The sequence below is a fragment of the Nonomuraea sp. NPDC047529 genome (genome assembly GCF_040642995.1).
In the GTDB taxonomy this organism is placed as follows: domain Bacteria; phylum Actinomycetota; class Actinomycetes; order Streptosporangiales; family Streptosporangiaceae; genus Nonomuraea.
Map to the genome: position 1 here is coordinate 1 of NZ_JBEYTJ010000008.1, position 22,654 is coordinate 22,654.

Here is a 22,654-nt window from a genome sequence, read left to right on the forward strand (position 1 = left end):
CTTGCCCCCCCACACTCTTCCCCCCCCCCCCCCTCTCCCGATCGGGGGGGCGGCGGCCCCCCCCCCCCCCGACCAGGGCTTTCCCGGTGTCGCCGTCGTGGGGTCGGCGACCGGGGGCCTCGGCGTTGCCTCCACGCCCGGCGGGGCCCCGAGGGGCTCCACCAGGGTGCGTGCCTGCACGGGGAAGCCGTCAGCCCGCCAGAAAGGTGCGTCGGCGGGCAGCGGCTGCGCCGAGGCGAGCCGGGTGGGCAGTGTGCCGGGCAGCGCCGCGATCGGCAGCCGGCGCAGCAGCGTGGCGGCCGACATGGTGCGGGGCGCGGCCCGGCAGGCGGCGCAGCCCTGGATGTGACGGCTGATCCGGGCGCGGGCCCGCCGCCCCGGCGAGGTGACCCAGGCCGCCACCCGCGTGGTCAGATCAGGACATCCCGTATGGCCGCGCGCGGCGATGATCGCGGCGAACCAGCCCTCCAGCCCGTCGGACGCCCGCGTCACGACGGCCCGGACCTCGTCCTGGCTCAGGCTGAAGACGGTGGCCAGCTCGGCGTCGGACAGGCCGTGGCGCAGGGACAGGTCGAGCAGCTCGCGCAGCGGCCGGTCGAGGGAGAGCAGCGCCTCGGGCAGCAGCTCCGACATCCGCCCGGGACGCGACCACGAGCCGATGCTGGCCGGCTTGGCCACGAACGCGCGATGGGCGCGGGCCAGGGCGTAGAGCCAGGGCCGGTGCAGGGCGGGGTCGGGCAGCCGGCCCGCGTAGAGGTGGGCGGACACCAGCGCGCCCGCGACCGCCTGCTCGGCGTCGCCCGCGGCCAGCTCGGTGCGGCAGTAGTCGTAGAGGCCGGAGCCGTGCGTGTCGCACAGCTCGCGGATGGACTGGCGCGCTTCGTCCGAGAGCGTTCGCCACATGCGGTGTCACACCTCCTCAGCGGTGTCTCAGACGGGCCGGGCTCCGCCGGTGGAGCCGGGAACGGTGTCGAGCAGCGAGGCCTGCGCGAGATAGGCCCGCGTGGCCTCCGGGTCGCCGGCGATGGCCCGCAGCCCGGCCATCGCCGCGGCCAGCCGGGCGCTGTCGCGCTCGCGCACGCCGGCCGGCCGCGTCCCGCCGCGCGGCATCACCCGCTGCAGCAGCACGGACCGCCGCCGCCACGCCCACGCCTCCAGCGCGGTGGGCGGCGCGAAGCCGCCGAGCACGGCCGCGATCACCTGGCCGACCTCGGCGGCGTCGTGGATGCCGGCGTTCATGTTGAGGCCGCCGACCGTGGAGGTCAGGTGGGCGGCGTCGCCGACGAACAGCACTCGTCCGCAGCGGTAGGAGGTCAGCACGCCCCTGGACAGCCCGAACCGGTCGGCCCCGGTCACGTGGATGGGCCCGCTCGCCCCCGGCAGGGCGCGGCGGACCAGCATCGAGACGTTGGGCGAGGACAGCGGCTCGGTGGCGTCGCAGGGGATCCTGAAGATGATCCGCCAGTGGTCGGGCAGCGCGAGCAGCGTGCACGACTGCTGCACGTCGCGGACGTGGGTGAGCGGCGCCAGGCTCGGCAGCAGCCGGTCGAGCGGCGAGTCGGTGAACACCCGCAGCGCCTGCGTCGGGTAGGCCGACCGGGGGAAGGGCAGCCCGAGCGAGCCGCGTACCGTGCTGTGGCCGCCGTCGGCGGCGATCATGTACCGGGCCCGCGTCCAGGTGTGGCCGACGCGGACCCGGATGCCGGTGCCCCCCTCGGAGACCCCGTCGACGCGCGTGCCGAAGCGCACGTCGACGTCGGGGTAGGCGTTCAGGGCCGCGAGCAGCAGCGGGGTGAGCGCGGCCTGGTCGGCGTGGAGCTTGAACGGGTGCTTGGTCAGGCCGTTGAGCCGGTTCATGCCCATCTCGGCCAGCACGATCCCCGACCGGTCGCGCCACTGCACCCGGTCGACCACGCGGCCCTTGGCGACCAGTTGCGAGGCCACGCCCAGCTCGTCGAGCAGGTCGAGCGTGGCCGGGTGGAAGGTGCAGGCCCGCGCCTGCACGGCGAGCTCGTTCTCCCGTTCCAGCACGGTGACCGGGATCCCGGCCCTGGCCAGCGAGAGCGCCGCGGTCAGCCCCGCCGGGCCGGCCCCGACCACGATGACGCCGTTCATGCGGGGCGCCTCCCCTGTTCCGCCATGTGGCGGCGGTAGGGCACCCGGCTGAGCGTGACGTGCTCGCCGATGGCCCGCGACAGGGCCCACCAGGCGGTGCAGAGGTTGGACGTGAGCAGCGTGCGGTCGTTGCCGGCGCTGAGCGGCCCGAGCACGGGCAGCGTGGCCATGCCGGTGCCGGTGAACAGCAGCACCGCGTCGCCGGGCACCTCGGCCCGCTCGACCTGGGTGATCAGCTCGGCCGGGGTGACCGCGTAGGAGGAGTAGCCGCCCTTGGCGGCCCGCACCTGGACGACCTGCGTGACGTTGAGCCCCGCCGTCTTCCAGAAGCGCTCGGCCAGCTCGGTCAGCCACGGCTGGTACGGCGAGACCAGCACGATGTCGCTCGCGCCGACGTGCTCGACCGCCTCCCTGGTGGCCTGTGTGGAGGACGCGAACGGCACGCCGGTCGAGGCCGACAGCCGGGCGCACTGGTCGCCGTCCTCGTCGGGCCCCAGCAGGTAGCGCGCCTCGCTGCAGGCCATGACCAGGGCGTCGAGCGGCAGGCCGTCGAACGCGCAGACCATGCCGGGCAGCGCCTCGTTGTAGCTCTCCAGTCGTTCGGCGAGCGCCACTCCCCGGTGCACGGGGAAGCGGGTGACGTGCATGTCGGCGCGGGAGCCGAGCAGGCGGGTCAGCTCGGGCTCCGCCGAGGGATTGGCGGGGGCGACGATCACGCCCACCCTGCCGCGGCTCATCTCACACCTTCCGGGTCGTGGACCGTGCGCATGACGGTCAGGCCAGCGCCTGGTCGATCTCGCCGATCGCCTGGACGGACACCTGCCGGATCCGGCGCAGCCGGTGGACGGTGCGCGCCGGGGCCTCGGCCCGTGCCGGCTCGTCCCGGCCCTCGCCCCTGGGCTCCGCGGGCTGGGGCCGCGCGCCCCGGGCGTGCACTTCGTGCGGCTGCCGCCTGGACACCTCGTCGGTGAGCATGATCACTCCTGTCAGTCGCGGATCCGGGTGAAGCGGGCCGGGCGCGGCCCGCGGAGGTCATGGCCACCGGCACGGGGGCCCGCACGGATGCCGGCCCCCGGAGGGGGCGGTCGATCAGAGTCGTGGCGCCCGTCACGCCGATCGTCGCGCCCGGCGTCGCCGCCGTGCCGGTGGGGTCGATCGGGGGGCCGGGCGGGCCCGCCTCCCCGATCGCGGAGGCCGCCGCCCGATCACGGGCGGACGACCGCGAGGAAAGCCGGCCCCAGGCACTACCCCTTGAGTTGGCCGGCACGCCAGCCGCTACCGCGCCGGCCGTCAGCACCGTGCCGACTTTGTCGAGCACGTGACACACGGTGCCGGAGGGATGGGGTAGAGCCGGAGCCGGCCGCTTGAGGGCCGCCACCTTGGCCGTCGCAGCGGCAGCCGGCGTGGCCGCGTGCCGGGTCGGCGGGTCGGTGGGCGGCGAGGCCCGGCGTCGGGCGAGGAAGATCGGCGTCATCGCGCCGTCTCCGGATCGAGCGCGGCGGCGGTCCTGTTGGGCACGCTGACGCAGACCATGCGCTCGGTCAGCCCCGCACGCGGCCCGGAGGCGCGCGAGCGGACGGGCGGTGCGTCGCCGGCCACCGTGCGCGCGACCCTGGAGGCCAGCGCGAGGTGCTCGGCGCAGCGCCGGCCCACCTTCGACTCCAGCCCGGCCACCTGGGCCAGCCTGAGCCTGATGGGTTCCAGCGACGACCTGCGTTCGAGGCCGTCGAGGTCGGCCAGCCGGGCGGGCCAGCGCAGCGCGTCGCGGCAGCGGTCGACCACCGCGGCGGGCAGTTCGGCGGCGGGCAGCCCCTCGTGCCGCAGCCGGGTGGCGATCATGACGGCCGCGAACGACGTGCGGTCGAAGTGGGCCAGCCGGCCGGACAGGGCCGCGCCCAGCATCCTGGCGCGGTGGCCCAGGCAGACCGCGCTCCAGCCGAGCAGCAGCAGCCGGTCGGCCCCGGGCTCGGTGTGCCAGCCGGCCAGCCGCAGCTCGCGGGCCATGCGGTGGTGGAGCCGCCAGCGGTGGCGCGGGCTGTCCAGCCAGACCTCGACCCCGCCGAGCGGCAGCTCGGCGACATGGACGTCACGGCTCGTCAGCGGGCCGGCGACCCGCGCGCAGATGCGCCGGACCACCTGCTCCTGCCCCCGGGAGACCGGATCTTCCAGGAAGCGCGAGCCGCCGAGGGAGTCCATGGTCACGTCCGGCCACCTCCTCCCCGGAGACTCTCGCGAATCGTCCGGGCTGTTAAGCCACAGTTACCACGCGCTCCGATACTGTGCTGGAAAGAGGGGCTATGTCAACTCACACTTTGCGAATAAGTTGGTACCTACCCGCCGGGCAGAGCTGGCCCGCGTGGCAGGGGACAGTGGGGGTCTCGTACCTTAGGCTGGGAAAAGTTCACGGGCGGTAGGAGGTGCGCCGTGGCGAACTTCGCCGAACGGCTCGATCTCGCGCTGACCAAGCGCGGCTTCACAGGCGCGCAGGTCGCCTCCGCCCTCACCGAGGCGGGCATACCCATCACGCGCGCCTACGTCAGCCAGCTCCGCACCGGCAAGCAGACCAACCCGACGCTCCAGGTGCTCCGGGCGCTGGCCGCCTGCCTCCAGGTGAGCGTCGGCTGGCTGGTCGGCGACGAGCACTACGAGTCCGGCGCGGTCGAGGACCTGCAACTCCGGGCGGCCGCGATCGGCCTGTCGGCCTCCGGGCTGTCCGAGGGGTCGCTGGCCGTCCTGCGCGGCGTGGTCGAGCTCGCGCGCCGGGCCGAGGGGCTGCCCGGCGAGCCGGAGCCGGCCCCCGAGATCCCCGACGCCGCCACGCCGCTCAACGACTCCCAGCGCCGCGCGCTCGGCAAGCGGCTCCACGGCCTGCGCATGGGCGTGCAGCTCTCGGTCGAGCAGGTCGAGATCGCGCTCGGCAGGGGCGCCGCCGCGATCCCCGCCATCGAGGAGGGCCGCCTCGCGCCCACGCCGATCACCGTCGAGCGCCTGCTCGGCCTCTACGGCGTCACCGCCACGCCCGTTCGTGAGTACGTGCTCTCCCTGGCCAGGGGCGAGCGCGAGGCCGCCTGGTACGACGCCCAGTCGGTGCCCGTCTGGCTGGCCACCGCGTACGCGCTGGAGCAGCGGGCCACGGTGATCCGCACGTACCATCCGCAGTTCGTCCCGCCGATGTTGCAGACCGAGGACTACGCGCGGGCCGCGCTCACCGTGGCCGGGCCCGCCACGCTCGGGCAGCCGTCGGTGGAGGAGGCCCTGGCGCTGGTCATGGCCCGCCAGGAGGTGCTGTCCGCGGCCGGTGACACGGTGTTGTGGGCGGTGATCGACGAGGCCGTGCTGCTGCGCTCGATCGTCGGCCCGCACGCCCAGCTCCGCCAGCTCGACCTGCTGCTCGACCACGCCAAGCGGCCCAACGTCTCGCTGCACGTCGTGCCGGTCGACGACCCCGCGTACATGCCGCGCACCGGCCCGTTCACGCTGTGGCGCTTCGCCGAGGCGTTCGAGCCCGACGTCGCCTGCGCCCACGGCATCGAGTCCGACGAGCTGATCACCGACGTCGCCGCGGTCGAGACCTACCACCAGGCGTTCACGAAGTTGTCGGTGACGACCACCACCCGCGAGGAGACGTACGAGGTGCTGGAGGCCCACCGCGAACGCCTCTCGCGCTCGATCGGAAAATGATCTCCTGACGGGCGGGCCATTCAGGTAAGGCATATTTCCGTAGAATTAATGCTTTTCCTGTTGTCTTCCGGCGCGTATCGAGGATCATATGGTCTGGGTCATCGAGTGGGGTCCGAAAGGACATCTTTTCCCGAGATAGTGGGCGAGGGGAAAGGGGCAACACTCAATGCGTCAGCGTGCCATCCGAAACTTGGCAAAGCTGGAGATGACCCGAGCGACGACAACCCGGGTGCTCGACGCGGCCGCGGGCGGGAAGAACAACTTCTCGGCCGACCGCGATCTGGTGCGCCGATATGACCAGGCCGCGTCCGTGACGACCACCGCCGCACGGGCCGTCCTGCAATTCCTGGTGCGCGTGGTCCGTCATTTGGCGGCGGAAGGCGTGGACCAGTTCATCATTGTGGGAAGCGGCGTGCCCAGCGGTCTTCCCGCGGGCCGGCAATTGCACGACGTGGCCATGGGAGGCCCAGGCGGCGCGCCCGCCCGGGTGGTCTACGTGGAGAACGATCCCATGGTGCTGGCCCTCGCGCGGGCCACCATCGAGCCGATCACCGACCTGGTCCGCGTGGTCGAGGGCGACGTGCGGGAGATCGACGCCATCCTCGACGACGGGGTGGTGCGGCGCTTCCTCGACTGGGACCGGCCCTTGGCCGTGCTGCTGCTGTCCACCCACAGCCTGGCCGACGACGCGTACGTCCACTACGTGCTCGAACGGGTCCGCCGGGCGGCGCCGGACGGCAGTTACCTGTCGCTGCTGCAGACGACGTTCGACGGCGTGCCCGGCGAGCTGCTGCCGGCGATCCGCGACCTGCTGGCCATGACGTTGCCCGGCCACGCGATCCGCGGCAGGCAGGAGGTGGCGGCGCTGCTCGACGGTCTGGTGCTGGTCGATCCGGGGCTGGTGTGGGTCCCGGAGTGGCGGCCCGACGGCTCCGGCACCGCCTGCTCCGACCGGCCGAGCTCGTCGGGCACGTACGGCGCCGTGGCCCGCGTCCCCTGAAGCAGGGGCGGGGCCGCGGCGCGGCGTCTCCGGGGGTCAGGCGCCGGTGGAGGCGGTGGCGGGCGTGGCCGGTTCGCCGGCCGCGCCCTTGGACGGCTCGACCCCGAACGCCAGCACCGCCACCACGGCCAGGACCAGCGGGACCGCCCCGAGCAGCGCGGTCGTGCCGATCGACGGCGCCGCGGCCCCGGCCACCAGCACGGCGGTCACGGCCACGCCGCCCGCCTTGCCCATCCCCGCCGACAACCCCGAGCCGCGCGAGCGCACGCGGGTCGGGTAGATCTCCGAGCTGTAGGCCGCCAGCACCGCGGCGATCGTCGCCGTCCCCACGATCGGCCCGGCCAGCAGCAGGTACAGCCAGGTACGGTCGTGCGCCAGCGTCTCGCCGGAGAAGGCCAGCACCGCCAGCGCCGCCCCCACCAGCGCCGACAGCGTGACGATCGTCTTCTTCGCGCTCCACAGGCCGTACATGGCGGCCGAGATGAAGATCAGCGGCAGGCCCAGCAGCGTCGAGTCGCGCAGCGCCCGGTCGGCCGTCTGCTGGTCGAGGCCCAGTTTCTGCAGGTTCGACGGGATCCAGAGCTGGAAGCCGTACGTGACCAGGCCGATGCTCAGCCCGAGGACCACGACCGCCACCGTCAGCCCGGTGAACGGGCGGCGGAACAGCCGCGAGTAGCCGCCCGCGTGCTCGTCCTCGACGCGCTCGACGTCGGCGGTGACCTCCTGCGCGGCCTCCTCGCTGGTGGCGGCCGCGCCGTACCGGGCCAGGACCGCGCGGGCCTCGGCGTCGCGGCCGTGCGCGAGCAGGAAGCGCGGCGACTCGGGGATGAACCGGTTGAGCAGGATGAGGAACGCCCCGGTCGGCAGCCCGACCAGCCACAGGACCCGCCAGGAGAACGTCGGCGCCAGCGACGCCGACAGCCAGCTCGCCGCCAGGTAGGCGACGGCCAGGTTGCCGCCGATGAGCACCATCACCCAGCCCTTGTGCCGGGGCGGGATCGTCTCGGCCAGCAGCGAGAACGTGATCGGCAGCATGCCGCCCGCGCCCAGCCCCATGGCCACGCACATGGCCAGGTTCCATTCGAAGTCCGGCATGACGCCGCAGATCGCGGTGCCGATGAACAGCACCCCGGCGAACAGGATCGACGGCTTGCGCCCGATCTTGTCGCCCATCCAGCCCCACAGCAGCGAGCCGAGCACCGTCCCGGTGAGCCCGGCCAGCGGCAGCAGCGCCACGGGCAGCTCGCCGGCCGGGTTGAGCGCGGACTTCAGGCCGTACTCCTTGGCCATGCCGGGCGCGACGAAGCCGAGCGTGATCGGCTTCATGGCATCGATGATCACCGCGACGGACATGACCACGATCAGCCCGATGTGCGCCGGCCGCATGCGCGCGTCGTCCAGCGCCCGGACGCGTACCTCGGCGGCGGGCCGGGCGGTGAGCGCGCCGGGCGGGATCAGCCCGTACGCGGTGACCGCCAGCCCCGCCACGATCAGCGCCATGCCGATCGCCATCGGCGGGTCCATCGGCATGCCCGCCAGGCGGTAGTGCATGTCGGCGCCGTGCAGGTACATCGGCAGATGCAGCACGACCCCGGCCACCGTGGCCAGGAAACCGAGCCAGAAGTACAGCGGTCGAGCCAGCTCGACGCCCCCCATTGCCCCTCCGTGAGCAGATCAGTGAGCAGATCCGTGATCAGAGCAGGCGGCCGCCGCGCAGCCGCCATTCGACGAACAACACCCGCATCGGCCCGTTCACGAACAACCACTGGCCGAGCCAGACGAAGGCGAACATCACCGCGAACGCCCCCACGCCGACCGGGCCGGTGACCCCGGGAACGAGCCCGCCGTCCAGCAGCAGCCACGTCAGCAGCCCCTCGGGCACGGCCGTGACCAGCCCGAACAGCGTCGGCCAGTCCTTGTCCCAGCGGAACTGCATGAGCAGGTGGTACAGCAGCTCCCAGCCGACGCCCGCGACGGCGACGGCCAGCAGCACGAGATAGGCGTCCTTGAAGGACATCGGCAGCACCAGGGTGATCAGCGCGGTCAGCGCCGCGCCCACGGTGGCCAGCGTGAACAGCCGGGTCTGCAACCGCCCGGCCAGCGTCGGGATCAAGCGGGCCTCCTGTTCGCCGCCCACCGCAGCCACTGGGCGGCGGACCTCATCGGCCCGAGCCCCTTGCAGAACCCGCGCCTGGTCAGGTCGGCGGCGATGTCGAGCGCGGCGGTCTGCATGCCCAGGAAGCTGTCCACGGCCAGGAAGTGGTTGCCGGCCGTGGCGGCGCCCGAGGCGTACAGGACGCCGCCCTCGCTCTCGGCGCCGAGCACCTCGAAATGCGGGCCGACGCGCAGCCGGCCGGCCTTGTTGGGCTGGGCGCCGCCGTGCCGCAGCAGGTCGTCGAGCACGCGGTGCTCCGGCATGTCGGCCTCCAGCCCGGTGCAGTCGATGATGAAGTCGGACACGTACTGCATGGCGGCGGCGTGCACGCTGCTGGTGTGGGTGACCAGGCGGCCGTCGGGGGCCTGCTCGATGCGGTCGACCACGGCCTGGGTGGGGTGGTACCAGTTGCCCTGGCGGCCCCTGCGCATCTGCTCCTGCCAGCGGGCCAGCTTCGGGGTGGTGGTGCCGGCCACCGTCTTGGAGATCGCGGCGCGCTGCTCGGGCGTGGCCTTCCTGAAACGGGCCTTGAGCTGGCCGCCGAAGGCCGACTTGGGCATCGTGAACGCCTGGTAGGCCCAGCCGTCGCCGCCCTGGCGCCGCATGAAGACGCTGGGGCCGTGCGGGCCGGCCACGTACGTGCGGAACAGGTGGACGATCTGGGTGTGCAGGCCGTACCGCTCACGGTCGTCCATCAGGCGCTGGAGCACCCGCGAGGCCACGATCCCGGCGCCGCGCACGACCACCACCCCGGGACGCTTGCGCAACTGGTCGTAGACGTGCTCGTGCGGCTCGTACGCGTTGACCACCCGGTACCGCTCGCCCTTGGCCTGCCGGAACTCCTGGAGGTCGTCGAGGAACTTCAGCCCCGGGTAGCCGACGGCCAGGTGCACGTACTGGGAGCGCAGCACCACCCGCTTGGTCGGCGAGGTGCCCGACGGCGGCGTGAGCACGGTGAAGTACCCGCCGCCCAGCCGTTTCCTGACCATGCGCACCTGGCCCTTGGCCAGCATGTGCCAGTAGCCGATGCGGTCGGCCTCGCGCCGCACGGTCTGCGTGACCAGCCCGGCGCGCGGGCTGTAGAAGTCGGTGAACAGCGGCTCGGCGAGCACCTGGAGGATCGGCTTGAGCGAGCCGTCCTGCCACGCCTCCTGCACCGCGTACGAGGGGAAGCCCCAGATGTTGTCGGGACGCGCGCCGGCGTCGGAGCGGATGCGCTCGTGCGCGGGCAACTGGGAGACGCGGGTCAGGTACTCCCACGTCTGCCACGGGGTGTCGCTGGTGGACAGCACCCGCATCGCGGGGATCGGCACGCCCCGGACGCGCAACACGTCGACCAGGGTGAACGAGCCCAGCCCGCCGCCCACCGACACCAGCGGCACGTCATGGACGGGGATGCCGGCCGCCTGCACCAGCCGGTCCGTCCAGGACGAGGAATGCAGTAGCTCCGGAGTCAGATCTCCCCGTGACATTCTGTGACCGAGCCCTCCCTGTCGCGGTTAAAGCTAGCGTAAAAGCCGGGCATTCAGTCCCACCAGAACGACCAGGCGTGTTGCCCGATGATCTGGTCGGCGTACCCCTGGAGGTCGCCCGGCCCCTGCACGACGTTGTCGGGGCAGAACGCCCAGTGCTCGGCGGCGACGTGCAGGGCGTGCTCGGGGTCGGCGGGCGGCGCGGCCACGCTCAGGTCGAGCGTGTTGAACCCGACGCTCACCACGCGGGCCCCGAACCGGTCCTCCCAGCTCCGCACCACGGCCGCCAGCGGCACCATCCACTCGTTGTGGTGCAGCGCGCCCTGCCAGCCCATGACCGCCAGCGCGTCGGCCCCCCGCCCGGCCGCCACCAGCCCGAGCGGCATGCCCTTGGGCGCCAGCTCGCGGGCCAGCCAGTCGGCCACGTCGCCGGGGTCGGCGCGGGGCACCCCCGGCGGCGCCAGCCCCGGGCAGAGCGCCCCGTACGGCTCTAACTCCGCCAGCGCGTCGCGCGGCATCTGCGACACCCACTCCTGCCACACCTCGGTCATGAACCCCTCGGCGGTGAAGTGGCCGATCAGCAGCGGGTCGTCGGGCACGATCTGCCCGATCGCCCACGGCTGGGCCGACTCGTCGAGCAGGACCGGCCACAGGCCGCTGTGCGGATGCCAGACCCGCATGAACGACCAGTCCTCGCCCGCGGCGCGCTCGTCGCTCATCCAGAACGCCGGCCGGGCCGCCGCGACCTGCCGGGTGTAGGCCGGGTCGGGCCAGACCACGTCGCCTTCGGGCAGGCCCGGGGGCAGTCTGCGCCCCTTGCCGCCGTCGGCGAACAGCTGGCACAACTCAGGTGGCAGCTGGTGATCGTCCATGCCCTACCGTTCCGATACCGAATCCCGTCTCGGAGATGGTAGTGCCGCGGGTCGCCCCGGGTCTTTGGTGGCACGCGAAACCTTCTCGGACCAGCGGATGCGGTGCTTCACGGCACAATGATGGCTGTGATCCCCTTCGACGCGGTTCTCACCGATCTTGATGGCGTGCTCCGCCTCTTCGACCACACCGTCCAGGCCGAGATCGAGGCCAGGTACGCCCTGCCGCTCATGGCCACGGCCTTCGCCCCGGAGCTGATCGAGCCCGCCACGCTGGGCCGGATGACCGAGCGCGAGTGGCTGGACGCGGTCGCGGTCGCCCTCGGCGGCGACGAACGCGCCAGGCAGGCGGTGGCCGAGTTCGGGGCGGTGCCGTTCCGGGTGGACGAGGAGGTCAGGGCGCTGCTGGCCCAGGCACAGCAGCACGTGCCGGTGATCATCGTGACCAATGCCATGGACACCGTGGAGGAGCACCTCGACCGGCTGGGCCTCACCTACTTCGCCGACGACCTGGTCAGCAGCGCCAGGGTCGGGGTGGCCAAGCCCGATCCGCGCATCTACGAGATCGCCGCCGAACGCGCCGGGGCCGACCCCGCGCGCTGCCTGTTCGTCGACGACCGGCTGCCGAACGTGGAGGCCGCCAGGGCGCTCGGCATGACGGGCGTGCACTACCGGAGCGTCGCCGACCTGGCGGCCGTCCTCGGTCACCTCTGAGCGAGGACGTGCGACGGCCCCGCCCGCGGGGAAGCGGGCGGGGCCGTCGGCGAGGTCAGTCGGCGCAGATGGCGAACACGCTGATGCCGACGTCGTTGTAGCCGATCTGGCGGCCGAGGGCGATCCAGCCGCGGGCGTCATCGGTGGGGAACGACCCCACCAGGATCGCGCCGTTGCCGCGGGCCTCGCCGCCGCCGCCGAGGACGTGCTTGCTCCCCGGGCAGTAGACCGTGCGGCGCTGGAAGTTGGGGACGTTCGCGTTGGGCAGGGTGACGAGCTGGTAGCCGGGCGGCAGCGCCGCCTGCCGGGTGGCCGCCGAGACGGGGCTGGACGCCTGGAGCGCCACGACGGTGGCCGTCACGCAGGCCGCGGTGGCGAGGGCGGCGACGGAAAGGAACAGAGACTTCTTCGATGGCATGGTCTCTCCTTGGCCTGTTCCCTGACGGTCACGGTTTCCGGGCAGCACGCGGCACGCCGGCTTGTGCGGTGCTGTGGGGGGAGACGTGAGGGCAGGGACGAGGGTGCTGACACGTTGAGTATCTGCTCCGTCGCATTCCGTGTCCATACGTGATTCTCAGGTTTTCCGGAGATCCCGCCAGGTGGGAGGTGTTTCCGGCGCGGCTCGCGCCGGCCGCGCCGGAAACGTCGAGGGCCCCCGGGGGTCAGTAACCGCCGCCGCCGTAGGGCGACTTCGTCTTGGGGGCGGAGCGCGGCGTGGGCGCCGGCGTGCTCGCGGGGGCGGCCGAGGAGGTGGGCTTGGTGCCGGCGGGGGCGATCATCCCGATCAGGCCGTGCTTGGCGCCGTCGATGCCGGCCGAGAACCACAGCGTGTTGACGCCGCCGGTGGCCGCGGTGCCGGGTTCGAGGTCCCACAGGCCGGGGAGCGTGACGGGACGGCCGTTGGACGTGGTGATCGCGCCCAGGTGGCGGTTGTTCTTGTAGGCGTGCACCGTGCCGTCGCCGAAGTTGCCGACCAGCAGGGCGCCCGCGTACTGGCCCCAGCCGCGCGGCGCGGCGGTCATGGCCCAGGGGGCGTTGAGCCCGACCTTGGAGATGCGGCCGGTCAGGCGGCCGTCGGCGTTGAAACGGCTCACGAAGCCCTTGCCGGCGCCGAAGACGGGCTTGCCGGTGGCACGGTCGCGCAGCGCGTACGACACCCAGACGCTGCCGTTGACCACGGCCACGTTGTAGGCGTTGTAGCCGCGCGGGACCTGCGAGTCCTGGAACTGCCAGCCGGCCAGGCGGATGCGCCGGAAGTTCTCGTCGAAGGCGTGCACGCGCCCGTGGGCGAAGTCGGCGGCCAGCAGGAAGTCGCCGTCGCCGGTCCGGACGAGTTCCAGGCCCTTGTAGTCGGCGCCGCGGGTGAACGCGGCGATGACGGCGTTGGCCGGGTCCGCCTCGGCGTTCCAGCCGGTGATCGCGCCGCTCGGGCTGCAGAAGATGAACGTGGCGGGCCGCCCCTTCACGGTGAAGCCGTCACCCGGGTTGAACACCTGGCCGGTCGGGGAGCCGCCCGGGATCCACACCTCGGTCTTCTCCTTCTTGCCCGTGCCGGAGTAGACGGTGGCGGTGCCGGTGCCCGCGTTGGAGACCCACAACGTCTTGCCCATGGCCAGGCCCCACGGGTTGACGACCTTGGGGTCGGTGACCGGGGCCTTGCCCTTGACGTCCGACACCAGGTTGATGACGTCGAAACGGGTCCTGGTGGTCGCGTGTGCGGGGGCGGTGAGAGTCGCTCCCGCGACGGCCGCGACAGCGCAGAGTGTGATGATGCGGAGTCGCATCCGTGCCTCCTAGTTAGCGCTTGTGACGCGAGATACGCGGAGGGCGTGGAGCGGGTTCAGCCGGGCCGGAAATATCGGTAGGCGAGTTTTCCCGTCCAGGGCGGGGGAGAAGGAGAGTCATGAACGTGTTGGGCATCGACATCGGCGGCTCGGGAATCAAGGGCGCCCCGGTCGACACCGAGGCCGGAGAGCTCGTCAAGGAGCGGTTGCGCATCGCCACGCCCCAGCCGGCCAAGCCCGAAGGGGTGGCCGAGGTGGTGCGTCAGATCGTCGAGCACTTCGACTGGGACGGCCCGGTCGGCGTGACCTTCCCCGGCGTCGTCGTCGACGGGGTCGTGCACACGGCGGCCAACGTCCACCACTCGTGGATCGGCGTCGACGCCGCCCGGCTGTTCGGCGGCGCGACGGTGCTGAACGACGCCGACGCCGCCGGCATCGCCGAGATGACCTTCGGCAGGGGCCGCGACCAGAAGGGGACCGTGCTGATCCTGACCTTCGGCACGGGCATCGGCAGCGCCCTGTTCGCCGACGGCACACTCGTCTGCAACACCGAGCTCGGCCACCTGGAACTGCGCGGCAAGGACGCCGAGGAGCGCGCGTCGGCGCGGGCCCGCGAGGAGCACGACCTGAGCTGGGAGAAGTGGGCCGATCGGGTCGAGGAGTACCTCAGGCACGTGGAGATGCTGTTCTCGCCGGGCCTGATCGTGATCGGCGGCGGCGTGAGCAAGAAGGCCGACAAGTTCCTGCCGCACGTCACCCTCGACACGCCCGTGGTCCCCGCCGCCCTGCAGAACGAGGCCGGCATCATCGGGGCCGCCCGCCACGCCGCCAGCCGGACGGCCGGATAGGGGGACGGGCGGCGCGGCGATATTGGGATGCGGGAGGCGGCCCGTGTCGGGCACCATGGGCCGTTGGCTCCGGGGCCACGGGGCTCAAATATCCTGAAAGCAGTATGGGAACGCCTCCGTTGTCCTCTCCGCTCGCCGACCTCCAGTCCCGCCTGCCCGAGCTCATGCCGCGCGACCAGCGGCGGCTGCGGCGCAGGCTCGACGGCATGCGCCGGGTCCGCTCCCGTGACGCCCGGGACAAGATCGCCACCGAGATCCTCGCCGACGTCGAGCGGGCCGAGCAGCGGCTGGCGCGCCGCCGCGAGGCCGTGCCGCAGGTCCGGTATCCGGAGAACCTGCCGGTCTCCCAGCGCAAGGACGACATCCTGGCCGCCATCCGCGACCACCAGGTCGTGATCGTCGCGGGCGAGACCGGGTCCGGCAAGACCACCCAGATCCCCAAGATCTGCCTTGAGCTCGGGCGCGGCGTGCGCGGCCTGATCGGCCACACCCAGCCGCGCCGCATCGCCGCCCGCACCGTCGCCGAGCGCGTCGCCGAGGAGCTCGGCACCGAGCTCGGCGAGGTCGTCGGCTACAAGGTCCGCTTCACCGACCAGGCGAGCGACCGCACCCTGGTCAAGCTGATGACCGACGGCATCCTGCTGGCCGAGCTGCAGAACGACCGCATGCTCGACCAGTACGACACCCTGATCATCGACGAGGCCCACGAGCGCAGCCTCAACATCGACTTCATCCTCGGCTACCTCAAGCAGCTCCTCCCGCAGCGCCCCGACCTCAAGGTCATCATCACCAGCGCCACCATCGACCCCGAGCGCTTCTCCCGCCACTTCGGCGACGCGCCGATCATCGAGGTCTCCGGCCGCACCTACCCGGTCGAGGTCCGCTACCGCCCGCTGGCGGAGGACGACGACCAGACCGGCGGCATCGTCGACGCCTGCCGCGAGCTGGTCACCGAGGGGCCCGGCGACATCCTGGTCTTCCTGTCCGGCGAGCGGGAGATCCGCGACGCCGCCGACGCCCTGACCAAGGCCGACTTCCGCAACACCGAGATCCTGCCGCTCTACGCCCGGCTGAGCGCCGCCGAGCAGCACCGCGTCTTCCAGCGCCACACCGGCCGCCGGATCGTCCTGGCGACCAACGTGGCCGAGACCTCGCTGACCGTCCCCGGCATCAAGTACGTGGTCGACCCGGGCTTCGCGCGCATCTCCCGCTACAGCCACCGCACCAAGGTGCAGCGCCTGCCCATCGAGCCCATCTCGCAGGCCAGTGCCAACCAGCGCAAGGGCCGCTCGGGCCGCACCTCCGACGGCATCTGCATCCGGCTCTACGAGGAGGAGGACTTCCTCGGCAGGCCGGAGTTCACCGACCCGGAGATCCTGCGCACCAACCTGGCCTCGGTCATCCTGCAGATGACCTCGATCGGGCTGGGCGACATCGAGGCGTTCCCGTTCGTCGAGCCGCCCGACCGCCGCCAGGTCAAGGACGGCGTCAACCTGCTCCACGAGCTGGGCGCGTTCGACGCCCAGGGCAAGCTCACCGGCGTCGGCCGCAAGCTGGCGACCCTGCCGGTCGACCCGCGCCTTGGCCGCATGGTGCTGGAGGCCGAGAAGAACGGCTGCCTGCGCGAGGTGATGGTGATCGCCTCCGCGCTGTCCATCCAGGACCCGCGCGAGCGGCCGTCCGACAAGCAGCAGCAGGCCGACGAGAAGCACCGGCGCTTCGCCGACCCCGAGTCCGACTTCCTGACCTACCTCAACCTGTGGAACTACCTGCGCGACAAGCAGAAGGAGCTGTCCTCCAGCGCGTTCCGGCGGCTGTGCAAGGCCGAGTTCCTCAACTACCTGCGGGTCCGCGAGTGGCAGGACATCTACAGCCAGGTCCGCCAGGCGCTCGGCGCACAGCCCGGCAGCGTGGCCGCCGACCCCTACCAGGTGCACGTGTCGCTGCTGGTCGGCCTGCTGTCGCACATCGGCGTCAAGGACGTCATGGACAAGCAGCGCGCCGCCGACGGGCGGCGGCCCATGCAGGAGTACATCGGCGCGCGCAACGCCCGCTTCGCCATCTTCCCGGGCTCGGCGCTGGCCAAGAAGCAGCCGCAGTGGGTGATGTCGGCCGAGCTGGTCGAGACCTCGCGGCTGTGGGCCCGGGTCAACGCCAAGATCGAGCCCGACTGGGTCGAGCCGCTGGCCCAGCACCTGGTCAAGCGCACCTACTCCGAGCCCCACTGGGAGAAGAACCAGGGCGCGGTGATCGCCCTGGAGAAGGTCACCCTCTACGGCGTGCCGCTCGTCGTCGGCCGCAAGGTCAACTACGGTCGCGTCGACCCCGACCTGTCGCGCGAGCTGTTCATCCGGCACGCCCTGGTCGAGGGCGACTGGGACACCCACCACCGCTTCCTGAAGGACAACCGCCGGCTGCTCGAAGAGGTCGAGGAGCTGGAGAACCGGGCCCGCCGCCGCGACATCATGGTCGACGAGGAGGTCCTGTACGACTTCTACGACCAGCGCGTCCCCGCCGATGTCGTCTCGGCCAGGCACTTCGACTCCTGGTGGAAGAAGGCCGGGCGGGAGCAGCCCGAGCTGCTCACGTTCTCGCCGGAGATGCTGGTCAACGAGGGCGCCGACATCAGCGCCCGCGACTATCCCGACACCTGGAAGCAGCTCGGTCAGCGGATGAAGCTGACCTACCAGTTCGAGCCGGGCGCCAACGCCGACGGCGTCACCGTCCACGTGCCGTTGCAGGTGCTCAACCAGGTCAACGCCGACGGGTTCGACTGGCAGATCCCGGGCCTGCGCGAAGATCTGATCACCGCGTTGATCCGGTCGCTGCCCAAACACGTGCGCCGCAACTTCGTGCCCGCCCCCAACTACGCCAAGCAGGTGCTGGCCGGGGTCAGGCAGGGCGGCGAGCCGCTGCTGGAGGCCGTCGAGCGCGAGCTGCTGCGGCTCACCGGCGTCCGGGTGCCGCACGACGCCTGGCAGCTCGACCAGGTGCCCGACCACCTGCGCATCACCTACCGGGTGATCGACGAGCGCAAGCGCACGGTCGCCGAGGACAAGGACCTCGACGCGCTCAAACGCCGGCTCGCGCCGCGCCTGCGCAAGACCCTGTCGGAGGCCGGCGACGACCTGGAGCGCACGGGCCTGCGGACCTGGAGCTTCGGCACCCTGCCCAAGGTGTTCGAGCAGGGCCGGATGAAGGGCTACCCGGCGCTCGTCGACGCGGGCGACTCGGTCTCCGTCAAGATCTTCGAGACGGCCGCCGAGCAGCGCCGCGCCCACTGGCCCGGCACCCGCCGGCTGCTCCTGCTCAACGTCACCAACCCGGCCAGGTCCCTGCTCGGCGGCCTGTCCAACCAGGCCAAGCTGGCCCTGTCCCGCAGCCCCCACGGCGGCGCCGTGGCGCTGTTCGACGACGTGGTCAACGCGGCCGTCGACAAGCTGATGCTCGACCTCGGCGGCCCGGCCTGGGACCCGGCCGGGTTCGACCGCCTCTACCAGCACGTCCGGGCCGAGCTGCACGACACGGCGGCCGACGTGCTGGCCAAGGTCGAGCAGATCCTGAGCGTCTGGCACGCCGTGGGCACCCGCCTCGACGGCCTGCGCGCGAGCGCCTCGACCGACGACGTGCGCGACCAGCTCGGCAAGCTCGTCTTCAAGGGCTTCGTCACCGCCACCGGCACCCGCCGCCTGCCCGACGTCCTGCGTTACCTGCGGGCCATCGAGCGCCGTCTCACCAAGCTCCCCGAGGAGCCCTGGCGGGACGAGGAGTGGATGGACCGCGTGCACAAGATCGAGGACGACTACCAGGACCTGCTGGCGAGCCTCCACCCGGCCCGCCGGGGCGACCCCGACGTGACGGAGATCCGCTGGATGATCGAGGAGCTGCGGGTCAGCTTCTTCGCCCAGACCCTCGGCACCCCCACGCCGGTGTCGGAGAAGCGCATCACCAAGGCGATGGAGAAGCTGCGGCCCTGAGCTCGGGGCGGCACACGGACGAACAGGGGGAATGATGGTCAAGGCCGTCAAGGCCGTCGTGCTCGACGTCGGCGAGACGCTGATCGACGAGACGCGCATCTGGTCGCGCTGGGCCGACCGGCTGGGGGTGAGCAGGTTCGTGCTCATGGGCGCGCTCGGCGGCATGGCGGCGCTCGACCGTTCCCACCGGGAGGCGTTCGAGCTGGTCCGGCCGGGGCTCGACGTGAAGGCCGAGATCGCCGCCTGGGAGCGCGACGACCCCGACGGCCTGCGCAACCACTTCGACGCCGACGACCTCTACCCCGACGTGCGGGTGGCCCTGGCGGCGCTGCGCGCGGCCGGGCTCCAGGTGATCATCGCCGGCAACCAGCCCCGCCGGGCCTTCGACGCCCTGGTGGCGATGGACCTGCCGGTGGACTCCGTGCACACCTCCGAGGGCTGGGGGTTGTCCAAGCCCGCTCCGGAGTTCTTCGCCAAGGTGGCCTCGGTGGCCGGGCGCGAGCCGGCCGAGATCCTCTACGTCGGCGACCGGCTCGACAACGACGTGCTGCCCGCCGCCCGCGCGGGCATGCGCACCGCGTTGCTGCGCCGCGGTCCGTGGGGCTTCCTGCACGCCGAGCGGCCGCAGGCCAAGACCGCCGACGTGATCGTCGACGACCTGCACGACCTGCTGCCGGCGCTGCGGCGGCTCACGTGAGGGTTTCCGGCACCCCCCTCAGGTGAGGTCCTCGTCGGGGTCGATGCGCAGGGCGCGTTCCTCGGCCGACAGGTCCTCCCGGTCGGCGTCCCAGTCCACGCCGATGGCCTCGTCCTCGGTGTCGGGGTGGGCGCCCTCGTCGGGCTCGGTCAGGCGGTGTTCCGCCCGCGGGGCGCGCCGCGGGCGGTCGGGCAGCTCCTGGCGCAGCCGCTCGTCGAGCGTGGCCTCGCGCTGGGGGTCGTCCTCTTTGACCTCGTGGTGCAGGCCGAGGTCGTCGGTCCACTCCCTGACCTCGATGTCCTGCTCGTCGGCCATGCCGAATCGGTCCGGAGGTAGTTCGCTCATACTGCGCCCCTACCCACCATGCGGACCGAAATCCTATGACTTGGCCCGGTTTAGGGCGTCCGGTAGCGCATCCTTGTCCATTCAGCGGCCGATCGCGGCGCCGACGAGGGAGCGGGGGTCGGCGGCGCCCGCCAGCATGCCGTCGGGACGCACGTCGATGAGGTGGGCGTGGCCGAAGGCGCCCCCGTACGGCAGCGTGCGCACCGGGTGGCCGAGCGCGGTCAGGCCGTCGGCCCAGGTGGTGCCCTCCTCCAGGTCGAGCACGGCGTCGTCGGGGGCGTCCCAGGTGTCGAAGCCGTTGCCGCCGCCCAGCCGCCAGCGCGGGGCGGCCAGCGCCTGGCCGGGCTCCTCGCCGTGGCGCAGCAGGCGGGTGATGACCTGGGCCAGGATCTGCGGCTGCGCGTCGCCGCCCATCGTGCCCACGACCGTGCGCAGCCCGCCGCCGGGACGGGTGATCAGCGCGGGGGCCAGGGTGTGCGGCGGACGGCGGCCGGGGCCGTACTCGGCCGGGTGGCCGGGACGCAGCGAGAAGCCGATGCCGCGATTGTGGAGGTTGATCCCGGTACGCGGCTCGAAGAGCATGCCGCCGAACCCGGACGCGTTCGACTGGATCAGCGACACGCCCATGCCGTCGCCGTCGACCGCGCACAGGTACGTCGTGTCGCCGTCGGCGGACGGCGCCCGCAGCCGGTTGCGCCTGACCGGGTCGACCAGCGCCCGGCGGCGGGCGATCTCGCCGGGGTCGAGCAGGTCCTTGGCGTCTTCGTGCAGCAGGGCGAGCCGGTCGTGCCCGGCGGCCCTGGCGGCCTCGGCCAGCAGGTGCGCCCAGGCCGGATGGCGGGGCGAGCCGGGCAGGTCGAGCCCGTCGAGGACGGCCAGGGACATCAGCAGCAGGTAGCCCTGGGAGTTGGGCGGCATCGACCAGACGTCGTGGCCGAAGGCGCGCACCCGCAGCGGCTCGACCCAGTCGGCGCCGGGGGCGGCCAGGTCGGATTCGGTGAACTCGCCCGCGCCGAGCTCGATCAGGCCCTGCCCGAACTCGCCGAGGTAGAAGCCGTCGCGGCCGCCGTCGGCCACGGCCTGAAGGGCGCGGGCCACGCCGGGGCGGGTGATCCGGTCGCCGGCCTGACGTACGTGGGCGAAGTCGCCGCCGCCGGGCCGCCCGGCCGCCGTACGGGCGCCGGGGACCAGCAGCGGGGAGGCGGGGAAGCCGTCGCGGGCCAGCGCGATCGCGGGCCGCAGCAGTTCGGCCATGGGCAGGCGGCCGTGCCTGGCATGCAGGGCGAACCACCCGTCGACGCAGCCGGGCACCGGCGTCGACCGGATGTCGTGCAGGTGCGGCATGCGGGTGTGCCCCTCGGCGCGCAGCCGGGCGGGGTCGGCACCGGACCCGGCCCGGCCGGAGGCGTTGAGCGCGGTGACCGTGCCGTCGTGGACGAGCGCGAACAGGTCGCCGCCGAGGCCGCACATGTGGGGTGCGACCACGGCGAGCACGGCGTTGGCCGCGATCGCCGCGTCGGCCGCCGAACCGCCGCGGTCCAGCGCGCCCACCCCGGCGGCCGAGGCCAGGTGGTCGACGCTGGACACCATGCCGTTCGGGGCGTATCTGGTGTTGTGCACGTGAAGAGACTAAGCCCGTCCCGGAGTCAGGCGTTCTCCAGCCGTGGACGGAAGGCCGCCTGACGGACGGTCCGGCCGGACAGGCGGGCCAGCACGAGCGCCGCGAGCAGCGTCGCGGCCACGCACGACACGCCGCCGACGCCCAGCGACAGGCGCGGCCCGAACGCGTCGCTCAGCCAGCCGAGCAGCGGGCCGCCGATCGCGCCCGCGCCCGCGCTCACCATGCCGAGCGCGGCGAGGACCCGCCCGCGCATCTCCTCGGGGCTGTCGAGCTGCGCCCGCGCCGAGACCGTGGTGTCGATGATCACCGCGCCCGCCGCGATCGGCAGCATCATCGTGGCGAACGTCCCCAGGGCGGGCATCAGGCCGCTCAGCGCCTGCGCGACCCCGGTCAGGAACGCGGTGACCAGCAGCAGCCGGATCGTCAGGTGCGGCCGGGCGGCGGCCAGGAAGCCGCCCACGACGGTGCCGACGGCGAACACGGTGGACAGCAGGCCGTACCCGCCGGCTCCGGCGGCCAGCGGGCCCGCGCTCATGGCGGCCATGGTGACCTGGTAGTTGCGGCCGAGGCTGCCCAGCACGAGCGAGAGCGCCAGCACCACCAGCAGCCAGGGGGTGCGCAGGACGTACCGCAGGCCGGCGGCGACCGCGCCGGGCTGCCGCTCGGAGGCGGCGAGCCGGTGGAACTCCGCGCGCCGCATGGCCGCGACGGCCCCGATCACGACGAAGAAGGTGGCCGCGTTGAGCAGGAAGAGCCCGCCGTTCCCGGTCAACGGCAGCAGCACGCCGGCCAGGCTCATGCCGAGGATGCGCCCGGCCGAGTTCAGGACCGAGCCGAGCGCCATGGCGTTGGGCAGGTCGTCCGGGGGCACCACCTCGGCCCCGAACCGTCCCAGCGCCGGGCCGCCGAGCGCGGAGACCACGCCGCCCGCCAGCGCCACCGCGTAGATCGGCACGACGGAGTCGACGCCGGAGAAGGCGATCAGCGCCAGCACGGCGGCCAGCGCGGCCTGCGCGAGCTGCGCGGCGACGACGACGGGCCGGGTCGGCAGCCGGTCGGCCAGCGCGCCGCCCCACATGCCCAGCAGCAGCGTCGGCAGCGCCTGCATGACCAGGCTCAGCCCCACGCTGGTGGCCGACCCCGTCATGGTGAGGATGAGCCAGTTCACGCCCAGCACCTGCATCCAGGTCCCGGTGACGGAGACGATGTCGGCTCCGGCCCAGAGCCGGTAGTTGTGGTGGCGCAGGGCGCGGAAGGTGGAGGAGCGCGGTGGCAAGACTGGTCCTAGCCTCGGAAGGGGCAAACGGGGGAGTCAACGCGCGGCTCGATCGCGACGATACCGATTTGCCCGAAATGTGAGGTAAGACACGTTTAAA

General features: G+C 72.7%; 19 protein-coding genes and 1 pseudogene. 6 read left to right on the forward strand and 14 right to left on the reverse strand.

Annotation, left to right across the window (positions count from 1 at the left end; genetic code table 11):
• The 5 genes and pseudogenes from ABZ815_RS14620 to ABZ815_RS14640 all read right to left on the reverse strand — a co-directional run.
• A pseudogene (locus ABZ815_RS14620) lies at nt 1-903 on the reverse strand (hypothetical protein); the annotation flags it as partial.
• Between the two features lie 27 nt (nt 904-930).
• Nucleotides 931-2,115, reverse strand: coding sequence for an FAD-dependent oxidoreductase (locus ABZ815_RS14625; protein ID WP_357697782.1), 1,185 nt, complete (start codon nt 2,113-2,115; stop codon nt 931-933).
• Nucleotides 2,112-2,852, reverse strand: coding sequence for a hypothetical protein (locus ABZ815_RS14630; RefSeq protein WP_357697784.1), 741 nt, complete (start codon nt 2,850-2,852; stop codon nt 2,112-2,114). Before ABZ815_RS14630 ends, ABZ815_RS14625 begins: the two co-directional genes overlap by 4 nt.
• Nucleotides 2,853-2,889: 37 nt before the next feature.
• Entirely contained in the window at nt 2,890-3,090 is a 201-nt protein-coding gene (locus ABZ815_RS14635) for a hypothetical protein (RefSeq protein ID WP_357697786.1), read from the reverse strand.
• A 495-nt stretch (nt 3,091-3,585) separates the two neighbouring features.
• Nucleotides 3,586-4,317 carry a hypothetical protein gene (locus ABZ815_RS14640; protein WP_357697788.1) on the reverse strand — a complete coding sequence of 244 codons (732 nt, stop codon included), beginning with the start codon at nt 4,315-4,317 and terminating at the stop codon, nt 3,586-3,588.
• A gap of 222 nt (nt 4,318-4,539) precedes the next feature.
• Between ABZ815_RS14640 and ABZ815_RS14645 the strand changes: the two genes are divergently transcribed.
• Both ABZ815_RS14645 and ABZ815_RS14650 read left to right on the forward strand, forming a co-directional pair.
• Nucleotides 4,540-5,796 carry a Scr1 family TA system antitoxin-like transcriptional regulator gene (locus ABZ815_RS14645; protein ID WP_357697790.1) on the forward strand — a complete coding sequence of 419 codons (1,257 nt, stop codon included), beginning with the start codon at nt 4,540-4,542 and terminating at the stop codon, nt 5,794-5,796.
• Between the two features lie 190 nt (nt 5,797-5,986).
• Entirely contained in the window at nt 5,987-6,796 is an 810-nt protein-coding gene (locus tag ABZ815_RS14650; protein WP_357697792.1) for an SAM-dependent methyltransferase, read from the forward strand.
• A 36-nt stretch (nt 6,797-6,832) separates the two neighbouring features.
• Here ABZ815_RS14650 and ABZ815_RS14655 read toward each other — a convergent pair whose 3' ends face one another.
• From ABZ815_RS14655 to ABZ815_RS14670, 4 genes are read right to left on the reverse strand one after another with little or no spacing between them, the layout of a single operon-like run.
• Entirely contained in the window at nt 6,833-8,452 is a 1,620-nt protein-coding gene (locus ABZ815_RS14655) for an MFS transporter (protein WP_357697794.1), read from the reverse strand.
• Between the two features lie 37 nt (nt 8,453-8,489).
• On the reverse strand, nt 8,490-8,909 hold the full coding sequence (locus tag ABZ815_RS14660; protein ID WP_357697796.1) for a hypothetical protein: 420 nt from the start codon (nt 8,907-8,909) through the stop codon (nt 8,490-8,492).
• Complete coding sequence (locus ABZ815_RS14665) at nt 8,906-10,423, reverse strand: hypothetical protein (RefSeq protein WP_357697798.1); 1,518 nt, start codon at nt 10,421-10,423, stop codon at nt 8,906-8,908. The genes ABZ815_RS14660 and ABZ815_RS14665 overlap by 4 nt, the downstream gene beginning before the upstream one ends.
• A gap of 53 nt (nt 10,424-10,476) precedes the next feature.
• On the reverse strand, nt 10,477-11,295 hold the full coding sequence (locus ABZ815_RS14670; RefSeq protein ID WP_357697800.1) for a DUF4253 domain-containing protein: 819 nt from the start codon (nt 11,293-11,295) through the stop codon (nt 10,477-10,479).
• 126 nt (nt 11,296-11,421) lie between these two features.
• Between ABZ815_RS14670 and ABZ815_RS14675 the strand changes: the two genes are divergently transcribed.
• Nucleotides 11,422-12,006 carry an HAD-IA family hydrolase gene (locus ABZ815_RS14675; protein ID WP_357697802.1) on the forward strand — a complete coding sequence of 195 codons (585 nt, stop codon included), beginning with the start codon at nt 11,422-11,424 and terminating at the stop codon, nt 12,004-12,006.
• Nucleotides 12,007-12,061: 55 nt separating this feature from the next.
• Here ABZ815_RS14675 and ABZ815_RS14680 read toward each other — a convergent pair whose 3' ends face one another.
• Complete coding sequence (locus ABZ815_RS14680; RefSeq protein ID WP_357697804.1) at nt 12,062-12,424, reverse strand: hypothetical protein; 363 nt, start codon at nt 12,422-12,424, stop codon at nt 12,062-12,064.
• 244 nt (nt 12,425-12,668) lie between these two features.
• A complete protein-coding gene (locus tag ABZ815_RS14685; protein ID WP_357697806.1) occupies nt 12,669-13,790 on the reverse strand; it encodes a TIGR03118 family protein in 1,122 nt (373 codons plus the stop codon).
• Between the two features lie 119 nt (nt 13,791-13,909).
• Between ABZ815_RS14685 and ppgK the strand changes: the two genes are divergently transcribed.
• The 3 genes from ppgK (at nt 13,910) to ABZ815_RS14700 (ending at nt 19,312) form a co-directional block, all read left to right on the forward strand.
• Entirely contained in the window at nt 13,910-14,638 is a 729-nt protein-coding gene (ppgK, locus tag ABZ815_RS14690) for a polyphosphate--glucose phosphotransferase (protein WP_357697808.1), read from the forward strand.
• Between the two features lie 104 nt (nt 14,639-14,742).
• On the forward strand, nt 14,743-18,615 hold the full coding sequence (gene hrpA, locus ABZ815_RS14695) for an ATP-dependent RNA helicase HrpA (RefSeq protein WP_357697810.1): 3,873 nt from the start codon (nt 14,743-14,745) through the stop codon (nt 18,613-18,615).
• A gap of 31 nt (nt 18,616-18,646) precedes the next feature.
• Nucleotides 18,647-19,312, forward strand: a complete 666-nt coding sequence (locus ABZ815_RS14700) for an HAD family hydrolase (RefSeq protein WP_357697812.1) — start codon at nt 18,647-18,649, stop codon at nt 19,310-19,312.
• Nucleotides 19,313-19,330: 18 nt separating this feature from the next.
• On the opposite strand, the gene ABZ815_RS14705 is transcribed toward ABZ815_RS14700, so the two are convergent.
• From ABZ815_RS14705 to ABZ815_RS14715, 3 genes are all read right to left on the reverse strand, one after another.
• On the reverse strand, nt 19,331-19,657 hold the full coding sequence (locus tag ABZ815_RS14705; RefSeq protein ID WP_357697814.1) for a DUF5709 domain-containing protein: 327 nt from the start codon (nt 19,655-19,657) through the stop codon (nt 19,331-19,333).
• An 81-nt stretch (nt 19,658-19,738) separates the two neighbouring features.
• Entirely contained in the window at nt 19,739-21,277 is a 1,539-nt protein-coding gene (locus ABZ815_RS14710; protein WP_357697816.1) for a gamma-glutamyltransferase, read from the reverse strand.
• Nucleotides 21,278-21,303: 26 nt separating this feature from the next.
• Complete coding sequence (locus ABZ815_RS14715; protein ID WP_357697818.1) at nt 21,304-22,554, reverse strand: MFS transporter; 1,251 nt, start codon at nt 22,552-22,554, stop codon at nt 21,304-21,306.
• Nucleotides 22,555-22,654 lie beyond the last annotated feature (100 nt).